The sequence below is a fragment of the Sinomonas sp. ASV486 genome, assembly GCF_030908215.1.
Classification (GTDB): domain Bacteria; phylum Actinomycetota; class Actinomycetes; order Actinomycetales; family Micrococcaceae; genus Sinomonas; species Sinomonas puerhi.
On record NZ_JAVFJK010000002.1, the window covers coordinates 247,025 to 264,368 of the forward strand.

A 17,344-nucleotide genomic window follows, 5' to 3' on the forward strand; every position below is an offset into this window, starting at 1 on the left:
ACCTGAGGACGAGCCCATGACCAGCACCGAATTTCCCTATGCCCTGACCCGCGTCGGCGTCCTGATGTGCCCTGAGCCGGACAACGACCTCGAAGCCGAAGGGGTGCTCAACCCCGCGACGGTCCGCTCGGCGGACGGGCGCCTCTACCTCCTGCCGCGCCTCGTCGCCGCGGGCAACGTCTCCCGCATCGGCCTCGCCGAGATCAAGGTCGCCGACGGCGTCCCCGTCGACGTCGCCCGCGAAGGCGTTGTCCTCTCCCCCGAACGGGTCTGGGAGCAGGGCGCCCAGAACGCTGGCGTCGAAGACCCGCGCGTCACGTTCATCCCCGACCTCGGCCTGAACGTCATGACGTACGTCGCGTACGGGCCCCTCGGCCCCCGCACGGCCGTTGCGGTCTCCTCCGACGAGCGGTCGTGGCGCCGTCTCGGGCCCGTGACGTTCGAGTACGACGACGAGGCCGGCGTCGACCTCGGCCTCTACCCCAACAAGGACGCGGTCTTCTTCCCCGAGCCTGTCCGCGACCCCGACGGGGTCCTGAGCTTCGCGATCCTGCACCGGCCGTCGTGGGACCTCCAAGACATCCGGCCCGGCGAGACCGCCCGGCCCCCATTAGGCCTGCCCGACCCCCGTCCAAGCATCTGGATCAGCTTCGTACCCGTGGACGCCGTGCAGAAGGACCTCGCTGCGCTCGCACGCTGGCGCGGGCACCGGGTGGTGGCGTGGCCCGAGACGCCCTTCGAGCAGACCAAGATCGGCTCCGGCCCCGCGCCGATCCGCGTCGACGAAGGCTGGCTCCTGCTCTACCACGGCGTGGTCGGCGAGCTCGTGCCCGGTGTGGCCCAGCAGCAGAACGTCAGCTACAGCGCCGGGGCGATGATCCTCGACGCCGAGGAACCGTGGAAAGTCGTTTCGCGCGCGACGGCGCCGCTCCTCACCGCGGACACCGACGACGAGCGCGATGGCATCGTCCCGAACGTCGTCTTCCCCACGGCCCTCGAGCGGATCGGCGACGACCGCTTCGTGTTCTATGGCATGGCCGACTCCAAGATCGGCGTCGCACGGCTCGACGTCCGCTGACCGCAGCGGAGGGACGGCCCACAGGAGCCTCGTCGCCGTCCCCCGCCCGCCCTTGACCGCCCTCACGCCGTCCCGCGCCCTGGAGCCCCCTTGAAGCGAATCCCGATGGTCCACGACTGGACCATGTCCCACACGGCAGGCCCCCGTCCGGCCGGCCTCGACCTGGACGGCGTGCCCGCCTCGGTTCCCGGAAGCGTTCACACCGACCTGCTCGCCGCGGGCCTCATCACGGACCCGTATCTGGACTCGAACGAGGCGCAGCAGGCGTGGATCGGACAGTCCGACTGGCGCTACGCCACTGCGTTCGAGTGGCGACGGACCAGCGAGCGCTCCGAGCTCGTCTTCGAGGGCCTCGACACCGTGGCGACCGTCAGCCTCAACGGCCGCGTGGTCCTCGCCGCGGAGAACATGCACCGCACGTACCGGGCCGACGTCACGGACCTCCTTGAGGAGGGCAGCAACAGCCTCACCGTCGGCTTCTCCTCGGCCGTGCGCGAGGCCGATCGGCGCTCCCTCGAGCTCGGTGCCCGCCCGCACGCCAACCACCACCCCTACAACGCGCTGCGGAAGATGGCCTGTGGCTTCGGCTGGGACTGGGGGCCGGACACCGCCACGGCGGGGATCTGGCGCCCGGCCCTGCTGGAGGAATGGTCGACTGCGCGCCTGGTCTCCGTGCGGCCCGTCGCCACCGTGGAGGGCGCGGACGGCCTCGTCACCGTCCACGTCGACGTCGACCGCACGGGCAACGAGCCCCTTGTCGTCGTCGCGCGGGTGGGGGCTCCCGGTGGCGGTGCCGTCACCAGCGCCAGCGTGGCCCTCGGAGCCGGGGGCACGTCGTCGGCCGTCGTCCTCTCGGTCCCCGAGCCGGAGCTCTGGTGGCCGCGCGGCTATGGCGAGCCGGCGCTGCACGATCTGACGATCGAACTCAGCACGGCCGGCGACGAGGGCCGGGTTCCGCTGGATTCCTGGAGCGGCCGTATCGGGTTCCGCACGGTGACCCTGACCATGCCGGCCGACGCCGCCGGGGTCGGCTTCGGCTTCGAGGTCAACGGGCGTCCCGTGTTCGTCAAGGGGGCGAACTGGATCCCCGACGATGCCTTCCCCCACCGCGTCGACCGGGCGCGGTACGTACAGCGCATCCGGCAGGCCACGGACGCCGGGTTCAACCTGCTGCGCGTCTGGGGCGGCGGGATCTACGAGAGCGAGGACTTCTACTCGCTGTGCGACGAGGCCGGCCTCCTGACGTGGCAGGACTTCCTCCTGGCCTGCGCGGCGTACTCCGAGGACGAGCCTCTCCGGTCCGAGATCGAGGCGGAGGCCCGCGAAGCCGTGGCGCGCCTCGCCGCGCACCCTTCCCTCGTGCTCCTCAACGGCAACAACGAGAACCTCTGGGGATTCCGCGACTGGAACTGGGAGCACCTCCTCGACGGGCGCACTTGGGGCGCCGACTACTACTACCAGCTCTTCCCCGGCCTCGTGGCCGAACTCGCCGCGCACGTCCCCTATACTCCGGGCTCGCCCTTCACGCCCGTCCCCGACGGCGAGGCCCCTCCCGGGCCTCAGCCCAACGATCCGTCCCGGGGCACCATGCACATCTGGGACCTGTGGAATGACAAGGACTACGTCCACTACCGCGACTACCAGCCCCGCTTCGTCGCCGAGTTCGGGTGGCAGGGCCCTCCTGCCTGGTCCACGCTCACCGCGGCCGTGAGCGACAGCCCGCTCACGCCCGAATCGCCGGGGATGATCGCCCACCAGAAGGCCAGTGACGGGTACACGAAGCTCACCCGCGGGCTCGTCCCGCACCTGCCCGTTCCCCAGGAGATGCACGACTGGCACTGGGCCATGCAGCTCAACCAGGCCAACGCCGTGCGGACCGCGATCGAGTGGTTCAGGTCCCTCGCGCCGCACTGCACCGGATCGATCGTCTGGCAGCTGAACGACTGCTGGCCGGTCACCTCGTGGGCCGCCGTGGACGGGGACGGCCGGAAGAAGCCGCTGTACGCCGCCGTTCGCGCTGCCAACGCTGATCGGCTCCTGACGGTCCAGCCCCTGCGGTCCGGCCAAGGCCTTCGGGCCGCCGCGGTCAATGACACCGATGTTCCGTGGACCGGTGCGCTGAGCCTCGAGCGCCGGATGCTCTCCGGGGAAGTGCTCGCCGCGGAAACCGCCCTGGTGACCGTGCCGGCGCGTGGCAGCTTCGACGCCGTCCTCCCCGAGTCGGTCCAGGCACCGGATTACGCCGCGGCGGAGATGGTCGTCGCGGAGCTCGACGGCGCCCGGGCCCTCTGGTTCTTCGCGGAGTACCGCGACCAGTCGCTCGAGGAGGACCGCTTCACCGCGGACCTCGAACGCCAGGGCGACGCGCTCCGCCTCAGGATCACCGCGCGGACCCTGCTCCGCGATGTGACCGTCCTTGCCGACAAGCTCGATCCCGACGCCACGGTCGACCGCGCCCTGGCGACGCTCCTGCCCGGGGAGACGGCCGAGTTTTTCGTCATCACCGACGCGCCGCTCACCCTCGACGAGCTCACTAGCCGCGAGGTGCTGCGGACGGCGAACCAGCTCGTGCACCCTCGTCGGGGCTAAGCGTCAACGACGAAGGTCCAACGCTGACTAACGACGTCCACTCACTCACATGCCCTCGCCCGCGATCGCTTCTGGGGACGCGCAAGTTCTCCGGCGGAGCGCTCCTCACCAGGTACGAGACGAGGCGCTGAGCGGTTAGGCACCCGCCCCGCTGTCCACGTCGCAATGTACGTCGTGTCCCGGCCACTTGGCGTGCTCCCGGCGCTTGTGTGCAGTGGGTTGGTGGCGCAAGGCTGGTGGGGTGATGACCTTCGCTGTGGCCATGGACAGGGTCCTCCTTGGCGAGTCCCCACGATGGCGCGACGGCAAGCTATCGGCTGCCGACGTTGTCACCGTCAGAGTCGACCCCGTGAGTGCTGCCCGGTGAACGCCTCTCCTTCCGACCCCCGCGTCGACGAGTACATCGACCGGCTGCCCGAGTGGCAGCAAGCTATTTGCCGCGAGGTCCGCGCGTTGGCCCGCGAGGCCGATCCAGAGGTCGAGGAGACCATCAAGCGATCGGTGCAACCGTACTTCGTGCTCAAGGGCAATATCTGCGCCCTGCTCGCTGCCAAAGACCACGTCAACATCTTCCTCTACGACCCCACGGCGGCCGATCCACACGGCATCATCAATCAGGGCCAGGGGAACTCCACAGCTCGGGCCGTCCAGATCTACCGGGATGACGAGATCAACTGGACGGCCCTGCTGGCAATGTTCCGCGCCATCATCGTCAACAACCGCGCCGGAGGCTGGCGACGGATCAAGAGCGGCACTCCATCCCCGGATTAGGCTCAATGGTCGCAAGTAGGGGATGCCGCATCCTGACCCGGTACGAGACGAGGCGCTGACGGGAGAGCGGACGACGGCGGCGGAGCGGCCGCCGCTGTTCTGTGTGAGTTAGGCGGCGCGACACAGGCAATTCACAGCGTCGTAATGCTGGGCGCGAAAGATCGAAAGGCCGGGATCGAGCCCTCGTGCAGCGTCCCCCCAGCGGACGAGGGCTCACCCGCAACCATCAGAGAATCTCGCCCTCCCTCTGCGCCGTCAGCGCTCTGGGCTGAGAAGAGGAGCACCGCAATGGCCGGACGGTCAACAGGTAACCGAAGAACCCTCATCCTCCCTCCAAGCCTGTCCCACGGCCTGCGTCGGCTGTCGCCGCCCAGGCTCGGGCGCAGGCCGTTCGCGATCGTGGCCGCCAGCTGCTCGCTCGCCCTGCTGGGCGGCGGTATCGCAGCGGCGTCGACGATCCAGTTCGGCCAGAATCAGGTCGGTTCGCAGTACGAGGACGGGGAGCAGATCTCCTCGAACCAGGTCATCAAGCCGATCGGCGACCGCCTGATGACGCCGTTCGGCAAGATCATGGGCTCGGTGGTAAGCCCAGACGGCCGTTACCTTGTCGGGACCAGCGCCGACCGGTCAGTCGACCTGCAGGTCTTCGACCTCAAGACCTACAAGCCGGTGGCCGCAGCGGGTACCCTCTCGGCCACGTCGTTCACGGCGGCCTCCACCAACGCAGGCTACCTGGGCATGGCCTACCAGCACATCTCCGACGGCTCGGTCGGACAGGAGGGCCCGGTATTCTCGCCCGACGGCAAATTCCTCTACGCCCCGGTCGCCTCGGGCATCGTGCGCTACCCGTTCAACCCGGACGGCTCGCTCGGCGCCGGCACCACGATCAGCATCCCAGCTGCGGGCGGCAAGCAGGCGCTGACCGCTGGCATGGCGTTCTCTCCGGACGGATCAACGCTGTACGCGGCGGTCAACGGCCAGAACACCGTCGTCGCGATCGACTCAGTTGCCGGCACTGTCACCCAGACCTTCAGCACGGGCATCGCCCCCCGCCAGCTCAAGTTCGTCGGGACCAAGCTGTACGTCTCCAACGAGGGCGGCCACCGGGCCGCCGCCGGCGACACGACGATGGGCTCCTACGGCACCCAGGTTCCCGCAGACACCTACCTCGGCACCTCGACGAGCGGCACGGTCAGCGTCATCGACACGGCCAGCGCCGCCGCGCCGGTCTCGTCGATCGACGTCCAGCTGCACCCGACCGCGATGCACCTCGACGGCTCGACCCTGTACGTGGCCAACACGAACAGCGACACCGTCTCGGTTATCGACACGGCGACCAACAAGGTGGTGCAGACCATCGCGACCCAGCCGTGGGCCTCGTCGCAGGTTGGCTACGCGCCGACCGCGATCACCATGCAGGGTGATCACCTGCTGGTTTCGCTGGGCCGCGCGAACGCCATCGCCGTCTACAAGGTCAACCAGCAGAACCCGAAGGATCCGGCCAGCTACATAGGCCTGCTGCCCACGGACTACTATCCGGAGAACGTCGCGGCGGTGAACGGCCAGATCGTGGTCACGAACACCCGCGGCATCGACGCGCGCGGCCCGGTGCTGAGCTTCAACAAGGGTCCGGGCACCACGGTTGCTACCGGCCACGGAACGCACTCCACCACTGCCTCGCTCACCAAGTTCACGCTGCCGAGCGACGAGCAGATCCAGCAGTACACAGAAACCGTCTTCGAGCAGAACGGCTGGGACGGAAGCTCCGTCAAGGAGGCGACGGCCGCAGAGGCCGCCAAGATCCCGGCCGTGGCGGTGCCGAAGCGGATCGGCGATCCGTCGACGATCAAGCACGTTTTCCTGATCGTCAAGGAGAACCGCACCTACGATCAGGTGTACGGCGACATGAAGCAGGGCAACGGTGACGCCTCGCTCGCGCAGTTCGGCGCGAAGGCCACCCCGAACCAGCACGCGCTGGCCACCCAGTTCGGGCTGTACGACAACACCTACGACATCGGCACGAACTCGGCCGAGGGCCACAACTGGATGATGCAGGGCGACAACCCCGCGTACACGGAGACCAGCGCCGGCGAGTACAAGCGCTCCTACGACACCGAAGAGGACGTCCTGGGCCACCAGCGCTCCGGGTTCCTGTGGACCTCGATCCAGTCCGCGGGCAACACGGCGAGGAACTACGGCGAGTTCGAGTACGGCGAGGGCAAGCCGGCCGGCGCAACCTGGCAGCAGTACTACTGCGCTGCCACGAGCACGATGGCCGGCGGCGACCCGTCGCAGCTTTTCACCCCCGCCCTCCAGATGCACTCCAGCTCGGCCATCCCGTCGCTGAACGCGATCGGGGACACGAACGCGGCACCCTTCGACACCGCTGTGCCGGACATCTACCGCTACGAGACGTGGAAGCAGGACTTCGAGAAGAACGGTCCGAAGAACTTCCAGATGACCTGGCTCTCGAGTGACCACACGGGCGGCACCGCGGACCCCGAGGCGCAGGTCGCGGACAACGACCTCGCCGTGGGCAAGATCGTCGACGAGATCTCGCATTCGCCGTACTGGAAGGACTCGGCGATCTTCATCGCTGAGGACGACAGCCAGGACGGCGCCGACCACGTCGACGGCCACCGCGCCCCGGTCCAGGTCATCAGCCCGTACGCCGTGCACGGCCAGACCGTCAGCACCTTCTACTCCCAGATCAGCATGGTTCGGACCATCCAGCAGATCCTCGGCGCCCAGCCGCTGAACCAGAAGGTCGCCGCGGCCACCCCGATGTTCGATGCGTTCACCAACAAGCCGGACATGACGCCGTACACGGCCGTCCCGAACCAGGTCCCCCTGACCGAAGGCGTCAAGACCGCCCCGGCCTGCGGCCTCGACACGCTGGGGCAGACGGGTGCCGCCGCGGCCGCGGTCAACACCGCGGCGGCCCAGGCGGCCGCCGTCCCGGCCTCGATGCAGGACATCGCCGAGGAATGGGACACCTGGTCTGAGCAGCAGCACCTGACGGGCAACGGGGCGAAGGAAGACTTCGCGAACCCGTACCTGTTCAACCGGTGGACCTGGTACCAGACCCATGGCTGGCAGACCCCGTACCCGGGTGACGCCAAGGTCTACGGCCCGAACGACGTGCCGGGCATCGCCGCCGACTCGACCGACCACGCGGACGGCTGACGGACCCCTGACCGGTCGGTGACCGCCGGTCACCGAAGCATTTTCTGACGAAGCTGAAGGCCGCCTCGAAACCGAGGCGGCCTTCAGTCGTTCGTGGCACGAGGTTGCCGGCGGCGACGCCCTACTCCAGCGCCACGTCCTGGATGACCTCGTTGTGGCGGAGGAACCAGGGCTTGAACGGCGGGTCGAATCGGGCGAAGCGAGGCGCGCCTGAAGGTCTCAGCCCGGCTGCGGCCAGGGCGGCCTGGAGTTCGCGGTTGCGCTTCGCGAAATCAGATTCGGTTCCGCGGCCGGAGAAGCGGGCCACCGCCGCAGTGGAGCCCGGCACGGTCCGGATCTTCACCCGCGGGTCAGCGGGCACCGGGGCCGTATCCTCGGTCATTCCGGCAGGGAGCACGAATGCGATCACGTACGCGCGCTCGCCGGACTCCCCGGCGACGGCCGGGCCGGCATCCTCGGGTCGGTGCTGGAGCACCGGCGCCGTCATCTGCACCTTCTGGGACGGCGGCTTCCGGGCCGACGCGTCGCCCTGGAGCACGGGGGCAGTCATCGCCAGGGACTGCCGGGCCGTGTTGTTGCCGCTGATGTAGTTGAACAGGTGGCGGAAGGCGGCGTTGCCTGCGCGGTCGAACGTCGCATCGACCCCCACTTCCGCCACCGTATGCACCGGGTACCGCCGCAGCTCGAAGTCCGCGTACCGCCGCACAAGCTCGTAGGGCTGCTGTTCAGTCATCCTCCCCCAGACGCTACGCCCGCGATCGGGCCAAGAACAGGGTCGGGCGGGCTCGGCTCAGCGCTGCGGGCAGGCCGTCGTCGGTGGTCGAATCCCTGTGGGGCGGCCTCGGGCGGCGCCTGTGGCGCACGACGGCGCGTCCCCGGCTCGGGTTCGCGGCCTCACCAGCGCTACGGCTGGCCCTCCTCGACCACCCGCTTGATGTCTGCAAGTACGGGCGCCCACGCGTTGGCGACCATGTTCTCGGCGTCGTCCTGGGTGGGGCTGTTGCCGTGGGTCAGAGTCAGAGTCGTGGCACCGTCCTGCTCCGTCAGCTCGTAGGTGACGTGGTGGTAGTTCTCGGGAGAGTCCGCGGTGCCGGCCAACGGGCTCCAATGGGTCGTACTCACCACCCTCGGCGGCTCATACCGCAGGACCGTGCCCTTGTCCGTATAGGACTGGCCCTTCCACTCGCCGCTCCAAGTCACAGAACCGCCTAGGCGCCAGTCGGCTTCGAGTGTCGTCCCGTGGAGGTACAGCGAGACGGTCTCGGGGTCGACGAGCGCGTCCCACACGCGCTCGATCGCGGCGTTGATCGTGATCGATGTCTGGGCTGAATAGGTGTCCGCCATGGCCCGATCGTAATGCCGTACACGGGAGGGGACGAGGGCTGGCGTGCTGATCGTTGACGCGCTCTGCGTCGCGCTGTTAGGCCTGTACGCGACCGCCGTCCAGTGGAACGCTGGGGGCATGAAGTACCCTCCCATCGAGCCCTTCAAGTCGGGCCTCCTCGAGCTTGAGGACGGCGCGCAGCTGTACTGGGAGGCGTCGGGGAACCCGGACGGACTCCCCGCGCTCTGGCTGCACGGCGGCCCCGGCTCGGGTCTGGGAAGCGACGGATACCGCCGCCATTTCGACGCCGAGCGGTACCTGATCGTCGGGATCGACCAGCGCGGATGCGGGCGCAGTCGGCCCCTCGCGAGCGAGGCACCCGAGTCGCTCGAGTCGAACACCACCGGCCGGCTAGTCGCCGACATCGAGCGCCTGCGCCAGACTATGGGCATAGAGCGGTGGGTACTCGCGGGCGCCTCATGGGGCACGACGCTCGCCCTCGCCTACGCGCTAGCCCACCCCACGCGGGTCCTCGGGATGGCGCTGGTGGCCGTGACAACCACCGGGCGCGAGGAGGTCGACTGGATCACCGAGGGCGTCGGGCGCATCTTCCCCGAGGCGTGGCAGGACTTCGAGGCCGCCTCGCAACGGCACGACGGCGAACGCGTGGTGGAGGCCTACGCCCGGCGGCTCGCTTCCGACGACCCTGCCGACCGCGCCGCCGCGGCCCTGTCCTGGGACACCTGGGAGAGCGCCCACATCTCCTTCGACAGCCCCGACCAGCAGGGCGTCCAACATGAGGACGACGCCGAGCGACTGGGCTTCGCGACACTCGTGACGCACTACTGGTCCAACGACGCGTTCCTGACCGGCGACGACGCGATCCTCGAAAGGGTCGGCGAACTCGGCCACATCCCTGCTCATCTGATCCACGGCAGGCGCGACATCAGCGGCCCCGCGATCACCCCTTGGCGGCTCCACCGGGAGTGGCCAGCGAGCACCCTGAGCATCATCGAGGACGAAGGGCACGGAGGCACCCGCGAGATGGAACTCCTCGACGCCGCCCTGGACTTGCTAGCCCAGACCTGACCTGCACCCGCCGAATCCGCAGGAATCCACCGCGTGCTCCACAACCAGGGCGCGGACCACAACGCGTCCGGCTACCGAGGCTTCACGGCCGACTGCCGCGAGCTGCGGTGCTCCTCCGTCTACTTCCGCAACTCGACCGGGCGCATCATCGCCGCCCTCTGCATCAACTTCGACGTCAGCACCATCCAGAGCCTGCAGTCCCTCTTCCAGGGGCTGCTGCCGGCGGCCGCGTCGGACTCCCCTGAGCATCAGAACGAGTTCTTCAGCCGCGACCTCGTAGCCATGATGGACGCGATGGTCACCGAGGCCATCCGCGCGGCAAGCCCGTGGACCAGATTAGCCGCGACGACCGCATCGCCATCCTGACCAAGCTCGACCGGAAGGGAGTCCTGCAGGTGCGGAAGGGCATTGATCGCGTTGCTGCGCGACTGGGGATTTCGCGGGTGACGCCGTATTCGTACCTCGACGAGGCGCGGAACCACGCTGAGTGCGAGTGACGGTCGCTCGGCCACAGCTAGCGCCTGAACGGGAAGCGTCCGCGACCAGCGCGCCGAGAACTTACTTATGTCAAGTAAAAGCTCCGAAAACTGTGGCAGGCGGCGCTTCACCACCACAGCAATCCGGTTTCTATTAGGCTGATACGGCTCCGACGCGCCGAGGACCCTAGGGCCAAGCAACAGTTCCGCCTAGAAGGTCGCACCGGACGGGAACTGTCTCTCGATACTTGGCTGCGGAAACGCTATTGACGTCGGCATGGATCATCGGCGCCAACATAATCCCCTGCGAAGACATAATCTTGGCCACCTTTTGCTGGAAACGGGTCCACACGCTCCGTTCTTCGTCGGTGAGGTCGACGCCATCTGTCAGAACGAAGAACGAGGCTCGGGCCGGCCGAAGGTGGTCTCCATGGATCAAGAGTCGCACCTGCTCCACCTTTGCGAAAACCTGCTTGGTGTGGCCGTTTTCCATTACGAACTTCCGCAATTCCTCGGGCACTCGTTCAGATAGAATGGGATTCAAAGCAATGCGCCGAAATTTCTGAGCGATCGTCTCGGCAAACCTAAATCTATCCGCCTCTTTGTCAAATCCAGGAAGCGGCTCCCTGTTTAGAAGGAGCGCCTTTGATGCGGGGAACATAAGCCTAAGATCGGCAAACCACATGTCATCACCGCTCGTCGGCCGCTCGCCCGAAGGCGTTGCAGGATAGGGTGGAAGCGTCCTCACAAGATATCCAATTTTATTTTGCTCGGCTAGCTTCTGGTTGGCTCGACCTTCGATACGAGATTTTTGAATTAGAGGTGCGAACAGGACAAAAGGATGGTGATTTCCTGGAGGGGTCCCTCCCAAATCACAGGTCTGAGAGCAGATAATCGCACTGCCGTTGGCATTTTGGTCGAAGGCGGGCAGCTCGAATTCTTCTGGGTTTTCGGCGCCAGTCACAGGATCGATTCCCGGCGGAATAATCCAGGTAACAGGCACAGCGAGTACCAGGTCCCCCTGATTCCACCGCCCGAGCGCGTCAGCATGCTCGCCCCAGATGCAATCAATAGCGTCATTGACGGACCACGGGCGCTGGCCGAGGGGTGCGTCCTGCAGCTCCGGAATGACGGTAGAGGCCGCTCCCTCCCCGGTGGCCGACGTTGCTTCACTCATGACTCGAGATGTTACGCCGCGTCACCTCGACAACACCCCTAGTGGTAGGTCCAACGCGCCGCTTCTGCTTCTGGCGCCCAGGTTCCTGCTCGGGCTCGGGCTCGGACTCGGGCCCATTGAAAGGTGTGGCGAGTCCACTACCATCCCCGAAATCTGGCGCAATAGGCCTCGGCCTAGGATAATTCCGCGTGGCCCAATCAAGTTCGAGGAGAACCAATTGGTCAATGTTGCCAGCGTCAAAGAGTGCCTGTGCTTGTGACTCCGAGTTGAACCAAGCTGCAAGATTCGGGTGGGCGTGCGCCATATAATGAATGGCCTCGGTCATAGGCCACAGTTTTCCTAGGCTCTGCGAGCGGGCCCTGTGGTTTGCGGTCTTCCATCCATAATAGGTCCGAGGTTTTATACCGACGGCCGCCAATACTCTCTCATTTGAGATGCCCAAGAGGAATGCCACATGCTCGACTGCCTGGGCTGGCTGTCGTGGGAAAACGTATTCGCTTTCGGCAAAAGGGTGGACAGGCAGATCGTCCCACCATGCGATAATTCTTCCAACCATTGTCGAGACTGGATCGGAATTGAGGCTTGTTTGCGAGGAACGCTTGAAGAAGGGGTCGAAGTAATCAGAGATACCGAAAACGTCCGTCGTCTCTACCCCAGAGTGAGCAATTACCATGCTCATTGCAGATTCTCCGTCCTTGCTAGGTCAAGCGGACCTAAGTCTGCCAAATAGTTATCTGAAAGCACATGCGCAAACAAGGCTAGGGCAGTCCGATTTAGCTGACGCATCATGTTTGCGCATAGTACTTCGTCGTAAACAAAAGTTGCTTCTCGAAAGACGTCTAGATCGATCAGGAAGCTGTAGAGACTGCGCGCTCCGGGCTCCTGGAAAAAGCCACTCTGGATTCTCGCTGTGGCAGTTGAATCAAGCCGGAGCTGGGTCTGCTGATGCTGGCCGACGACGAGCTCGCTGAGGCCGCCAGCAAGCGGGCCTGCAAAGTCTTCGCGAATATGCTCTTTCCAAAATTGTGGTTGCAATGCCCCCGGATCGGACAGGCGATTGATGAATCTCAGTCCGACACGCTGAATTCTCGATACTCTCGTAGCAGCCGTAAAGAGCGGGAGTATTTCCTTCAGCCGGTCGCCCAAACTCGCGCTGTACCGTTCATATTTCGAAGTCTGGACGACCACAGTCGACGGCAATAGTGTGAACAGGAGACTCTTGTCAGCCGTTGCCAAGACCCAGCCGCGCTGCTCTTCAACCGTCTGGGAGGCACCCTGGGGTCCAACCGTCACGCTAACGACGCTCTGGGTGTGCTTCTCAAACACCGGCAATGAATCCCGGCCGAGCCCCACCCATATAGCCTCGGCTTCGCGTTCGGGAAGTTCCGAGCGATCGGAGGAGAACCGCACCTCGCCGATGGCTGCTTCAAGATGGGTCCGTTCCAGCGTGACCGGCCCCATACCTCGGATTCCGCCCAGAGGCTCATCCCACTCATCGCTGTCGACACGGATGCCGTTGGTCTCGATACGCATACGCTCCCTCCCGTCCAAAGTAGCAGAAAAGTAGCAGTCGGATGTCCATGATCTCTCACGATCTCGCTCCATGGCTAGACCTCGTCGTCATGATGCATCTTGGGTCCGACAGAACAGGGTGCCCGAGCCGAGCTGGTGATCTCGATGTCGTCTGTCTAGGCCAGCGGGGTTACCGGCGGCGTCCTTACCTGTCCTTTACAGCGGGTCGTCGCCAGGCCTTTCCGACGGCGCTGGCGAGGTCAGTCACGCCCGCGCCCACGCCCGCGAAGCGAACCCCTAAGAAAGACCGAGGACGTACTAACCCTCGATGTTCGCCCGACGACGACGCGAGAGCCGATGCCCGGCGCCCGGTTCCTCCTCAGCTCTCCCACCGCCTCTCCATGCCCAGCGCAGCGACCCCAACGATCGGGGACCCAGACGCAAGTCTGGCAAGAGCAACCGGCCACAAGATCGAAGACGCCCTCCGCCAGCGCCTCAACGCCCGCATGGACTCCGTCCGCGCCCTCGTCCGCTCCTGCCAAGAACTCGACGACGCAAAAGCAATGCTCAAGGCCGCCGAAGACGAGGACGTCCGCCGCTGGAATGCCCTCACGGCCGGCTGGACCCCAGAAGAGCTCCGCACCGCCGGCCTCACCGAACCGGAGAAGAAGGCACGCGTCCGCAAGCGCGCAACGCGCCGCTCGACTGCCCCCACATCGGCTGGCGTCAACCAGGGGACTTAGACCAAGGATGATCTGAGGCCCGCTACCGCCGGCTTGTCGAGGGCATGAAGCCACTCGATTTGGCCGAGCGAGACAGAGAACCGAGACCGCTCGCCAGCTAGCCTCGCGCCCTCATGTGCACAGCGAAAGCTCCATCGCTCCGCGGCTTTCCCTGCACACATGTGGACGACAAGGACCAGCTGACCGCCCGCACACAGCCGCCAGGGCCTGGCCCGCGAGACGGTCGCCTCATCCGGCCGGCGGCCGTGCACAGCCTCCCGTGGAGTGTGGGCGCCAGGCGGGGCTACCGTCAGCAGACCCGCTACCCGTCGGATTCCTACGTCAAGCGGGGAGAGTGTCTGGAAAGGCGGCAGCGCCCTCGGTGGCTAGCTAAGGACCCCCGCGACGCGCGAACTCTGACGCTGTCGCACTGAAGATGCCTATGATGCTGGCCCTCCACATGGCCTAACGGTGAATCTGCCTGATGAGGGTTTCGAATGCTGACGAACCTGCTCCAATCAATCGTTCCTTTGACGGGACTGCCGGTCGACGGGCCCGAGTCCTCCCCGCGTCCGGCACCGCCACGGAAAGTCAACTAAGTCCTTGGGCCGAAGATGTCTCGCCAATGGGTCTCAATTCGTCCGTCTCGGCATAAGGCGGTGCTAGGCCTTTGATGGGATAGGCCAGACAGGGCCAGCTCTCAAGCTGATCGGCCTTGCATCCGATCGTTGCCGGCACCTAAATGCACGCGGGGCAAGCACAGGAACGGAAGATGATGCTCAGGGCGTCGAGCGGTTCAGGGTCGTCGACGTGGCCAAGCTACTTCCACTGAGCGGAAGGTGAGCCAGCGCACTTGTCGGTGATCGGGACCACACTTGATCCAGACGCACAGGCCCGGCCCCCAGCCGGGCCGAAGGCCACCAGATCAAGGAGTGCTGATGTCACTGGAGACTCAGGGAACGGGCTGTCCCTTCGGGTTCGGCGCACAGGCCGGCGCCGACACGGGCACCGCCGCGGCAAGCGCCAACCCCGCGCCGGCCGCAACCCACAACGCCACCCACCACGGCTACGAACCGTTCCAGATGAAGGACCCCTTCCCCGCCTACGCGGCCCTCCGCGCGGAGGAGCCGGTCATGTTCGACGAGCGGATCGGCTACTTCGTGGTCAGCCGCTATGACGACATCAAGGCCGTCTTCGACGACTGGGAGACGTTCTCCTCCGAGAACGCCCAGGCGCCGGTCCGCAAGCGCGGCCCGCAGGCCACCCAGATCATGAACGAGGGCGGCTTCACCGCCTACTCGGGCCTCTCCGCCCGCATCCCCCCGGAGCACACCCGCATCCGCGGCATCGTGCAGAAGGCGTTCACCCCGCGCCGGTTCAAGGTCCTCGAGCCGTTCATCCGGCAGAACGTGGCCGACCGCCTCGACGCGATGATCGCGAAGGGCACGGGCCACGGCGAGATCGTCAAGGACCTCGCCTACGAGGTCCCGACCATCACGATCCTCACCCTCATCGGCGAGGACATCGCCAGGATCGATGATTACAAGCGCTGGTCCGACTCCCGCGCCGCGATGACCTGGGGCGACCTCACCGACGAGGAGCAGATCCCCCACGCCCACAACCTCGTCGAGTACTGGCAGGCCTGCCTCGCCCTCGTCGCCAAGGCCCACGCCGAGGGCGGCGACAACCTCGTCGCGGACCTCGTCACCGCCCAGAAGGACGGCGCCGAGATCTCCGACCACGAGATCGCCTCGGTCTGCTACAGCCTCCTCTTCGCCGGCCACGAGACCACGACGACGCTCATCTCCAACGCCCTCCGACTCCTCGCCGCGGACCCCGCCACGTGGGCCGCACTGACAGAGGACCCCAAGAAGATCCCCGGAGCGATCGACGAGGTGCTGCGCTACTCGGGCTCCATCGTCGCGTGGCGCCGCAAGGCCCTCAAGGACGCCGAGATCGGCGGCGTCGCCATCCCCAAGGGCAGCGAGATCCTCCTCGTGATGGGCTCCGCCAACCGGGACGAATCCAAGTTCGAGGACCCCGAGGTCTTCGACATCACCCGCCCGAACGCCCGCGAACACCTCTCATTCGGCTTCGGCATCCACTACTGCCTGGGCAACATGCTCGCCAAACTCCAGGCCAAGATCGCCCTCGAAGAGGCCACAGCCAAGCTCCCGCACCTCCACGTCGACGATCCCGAGAGCATCGAATTCCGCGAGAACCTCTCCTTCCGCGTCCCCATCTCCGTTCCCGTCTCGTGGGAGGCCTGAGACCCATGCAAGAAACCCAGTACATCCAGTTCTTCGACGGCGGCACCGAGCCGACGCTCGCCAACCTCGGCGGCAAGGGCGCGTCTCTCGTCACGATGACGTCGGCGGGCATGCCAGTCCCGCCCGGCTTCGTCGTCACCACCGCCCAGTTCGACGCGTTCATGCACGAGGCCGGCATCACGGACCACATCCACGCGCTCCTGGCCGGCCTCAACCCGGACGACATCACCGAGGTCGACGCCGTCTCGGCGACGATCCGCGCGGACATCGAGTCCCGCCCGGTCCCGGCCGAGGCCCGCGCCCAGACGGTCGCGGCGTTCGAGGCGCTCCAGTCCCGCTTCGACTCCCCCGTCCCGGTCGCGGTCCGCTCGAGCGCCACGGCGGAGGACCTCCCCGACGCGAGCTTCGCCGGCCAGCAGGACACGTACCTCTGGCTCGAAGGCTTCAGCGCCGTGGGCGAGCACATCCGCAAGTGCTGGGCCTCCCTCTACACGTCCCGCGCCATCATCTACCGCCTCAAGAACAACATCCCCAACGAGGGCCTCTCCATGGCCGTCGTGGTGCAGAAGATGGTCAACGCGAAGGCCTCCGGCGTCGCCATGACCCTCGACCCCACCAACGGCGACCGCTCCAAGATCACCATCGACGCCTCCTACGGCGTCGGCGAGATGGTCGTCTCCGGCCAGGTCACCCCGGACAACATCGTTCTGGACAAGGTCACCCTCACCCTCGTGAACGAGCACCTCGGCGACAAGCACGCCGAGCTCGTCCCGGACCTCGCCGCCCGCTGCCTCGTGGAACGCGAGGTCGACGCCGAGCGCCGCTCCCGCCGCTGCCTCACCGATGCGCAGCTCACCGCGGTTGCCACGCTCGCCAAGCGCGCCGAGAAGCACTACAAGACCCCGCAGGACATCGAGTGGGCCCTCGACGCCGACCTCCCCGACGGCGAGAACCTCCTCCTGCTCCAGGCCCGCCCCGAAACGGTGCACTCGAACAAGCCGGCCACGGCACCCCAGCCCGTGGTGAGCACGACGACGGCCCCCGGCCAAGCGGCGTCGTCCGGCTTCAGCTGGAACTCCGTCAAGCTCTTCGCCTAACCCGCATCAGAACGCCACTCCCCCACCAGAAGCACAGAAGACAGGACACACCA

Annotated in this window: 15 protein-coding genes; 10 read left to right on the top strand and 5 right to left on the bottom strand. The window is 66.4% G+C overall.

The window, feature by feature from the left end; genetic code table 11:
• Positions 1-16: 16 nt before the first annotated feature.
• The 4 genes from RBS60_RS03890 (at position 17) to RBS60_RS03905 (ending at position 7,624) form a co-directional block, all read left to right on the top strand.
• Entirely contained in the window at positions 17-1,078 is a 1,062-nt protein-coding gene (locus RBS60_RS03890) for a glycosidase (protein WP_307956209.1), read from the top strand.
• Positions 1,079-1,168: 90 nt separating this feature from the next.
• Entirely contained in the window at positions 1,169-3,667 is a 2,499-nt protein-coding gene (locus RBS60_RS03895) for a glycosyl hydrolase 2 galactose-binding domain-containing protein (protein ID WP_307956210.1), read from the top strand.
• A 363-nt stretch (positions 3,668-4,030) separates the two neighbouring features.
• Positions 4,031-4,438: a DUF1801 domain-containing protein gene (locus RBS60_RS03900; RefSeq protein ID WP_307956211.1), complete on the top strand. Its 408-nt coding sequence runs from the start codon at positions 4,031-4,033 to the stop codon at positions 4,436-4,438.
• A 288-nt stretch (positions 4,439-4,726) separates the two neighbouring features.
• Entirely contained in the window at positions 4,727-7,624 is a 2,898-nt protein-coding gene (locus RBS60_RS03905; RefSeq protein ID WP_307956212.1) for an alkaline phosphatase family protein, read from the top strand.
• Positions 7,625-7,745: 121 nt separating this feature from the next.
• Here the strand turns inward: RBS60_RS03905 and RBS60_RS03910 are convergent, their stop codons facing one another.
• Positions 7,746-8,357, bottom strand: coding sequence for a heme-binding protein (locus RBS60_RS03910; RefSeq protein WP_307956213.1), 612 nt, complete (start codon positions 8,355-8,357; stop codon positions 7,746-7,748).
• A 170-nt stretch (positions 8,358-8,527) separates the two neighbouring features.
• Positions 8,528-8,968, bottom strand: coding sequence for an SRPBCC domain-containing protein (locus RBS60_RS03915; RefSeq protein WP_307956214.1), 441 nt, complete (start codon positions 8,966-8,968; stop codon positions 8,528-8,530).
• 118 nt (positions 8,969-9,086) lie between these two features.
• On the opposite strand from RBS60_RS03915, the gene pip reads away from it, so the two are divergent.
• From pip to RBS60_RS19610, 3 genes are read left to right on the top strand one after another with little or no spacing between them, the layout of a single operon-like run.
• On the top strand, positions 9,087-10,037 hold the full coding sequence (gene pip / locus RBS60_RS03920) for a prolyl aminopeptidase (RefSeq protein ID WP_307956215.1): 951 nt from the start codon (positions 9,087-9,089) through the stop codon (positions 10,035-10,037).
• Positions 10,038-10,070: 33 nt separating this feature from the next.
• The gene (locus tag RBS60_RS03925) at positions 10,071-10,403 is read left to right on the top strand and encodes a PAS domain-containing protein (protein ID WP_307956216.1); all 333 of its coding nucleotides are present in this window, start codon (positions 10,071-10,073) and stop codon (positions 10,401-10,403) included.
• Complete coding sequence (locus RBS60_RS19610) at positions 10,364-10,534, top strand: helix-turn-helix domain-containing protein (protein WP_374049209.1); 171 nt, start codon at positions 10,364-10,366, stop codon at positions 10,532-10,534. The genes RBS60_RS03925 and RBS60_RS19610 overlap by 40 nt, the downstream gene beginning before the upstream one ends.
• Positions 10,535-10,700: 166 nt before the next feature.
• On the opposite strand, the gene RBS60_RS03930 is transcribed toward RBS60_RS19610, so the two are convergent.
• Genes RBS60_RS03930 through RBS60_RS03940 form a run of 3 tightly spaced genes read right to left on the bottom strand, consistent with a single transcriptional unit; the run spans position 10,701 to position 13,223 of the window.
• On the bottom strand, positions 10,701-11,690 hold the full coding sequence (locus RBS60_RS03930) for a hypothetical protein (RefSeq protein ID WP_307956217.1): 990 nt from the start codon (positions 11,688-11,690) through the stop codon (positions 10,701-10,703).
• On the bottom strand, positions 11,683-12,369 hold the full coding sequence (locus RBS60_RS03935) for a hypothetical protein (RefSeq protein ID WP_307956218.1): 687 nt from the start codon (positions 12,367-12,369) through the stop codon (positions 11,683-11,685). Before RBS60_RS03935 ends, RBS60_RS03930 begins: the two co-directional genes overlap by 8 nt.
• Positions 12,366-13,223, bottom strand: a complete 858-nt coding sequence (locus RBS60_RS03940; protein ID WP_307956219.1) for a TIGR04255 family protein — start codon at positions 13,221-13,223, stop codon at positions 12,366-12,368. Before RBS60_RS03940 ends, RBS60_RS03935 begins: the two co-directional genes overlap by 4 nt.
• Before the next feature lie 380 nt (positions 13,224-13,603).
• Between RBS60_RS03940 and RBS60_RS03945 the strand changes: the two genes are divergently transcribed.
• From RBS60_RS03945 to RBS60_RS03955, 3 genes are all read left to right on the top strand, one after another.
• Complete coding sequence (locus tag RBS60_RS03945) at positions 13,604-13,945, top strand: hypothetical protein (RefSeq protein ID WP_307956220.1); 342 nt, start codon at positions 13,604-13,606, stop codon at positions 13,943-13,945.
• Between the two features lie 917 nt (positions 13,946-14,862).
• Complete coding sequence (locus RBS60_RS03950; RefSeq protein WP_307956221.1) at positions 14,863-16,194, top strand: cytochrome P450; 1,332 nt, start codon at positions 14,863-14,865, stop codon at positions 16,192-16,194.
• A 5-nt stretch (positions 16,195-16,199) separates the two neighbouring features.
• Positions 16,200-17,291 (top strand): PEP/pyruvate-binding domain-containing protein, encoded by a 1,092-nt coding sequence (locus RBS60_RS03955; RefSeq protein WP_307956222.1) that lies wholly within the window; start codon positions 16,200-16,202, stop codon positions 17,289-17,291.
• The last annotated feature ends 53 nt before the right edge of the window (positions 17,292-17,344 follow it).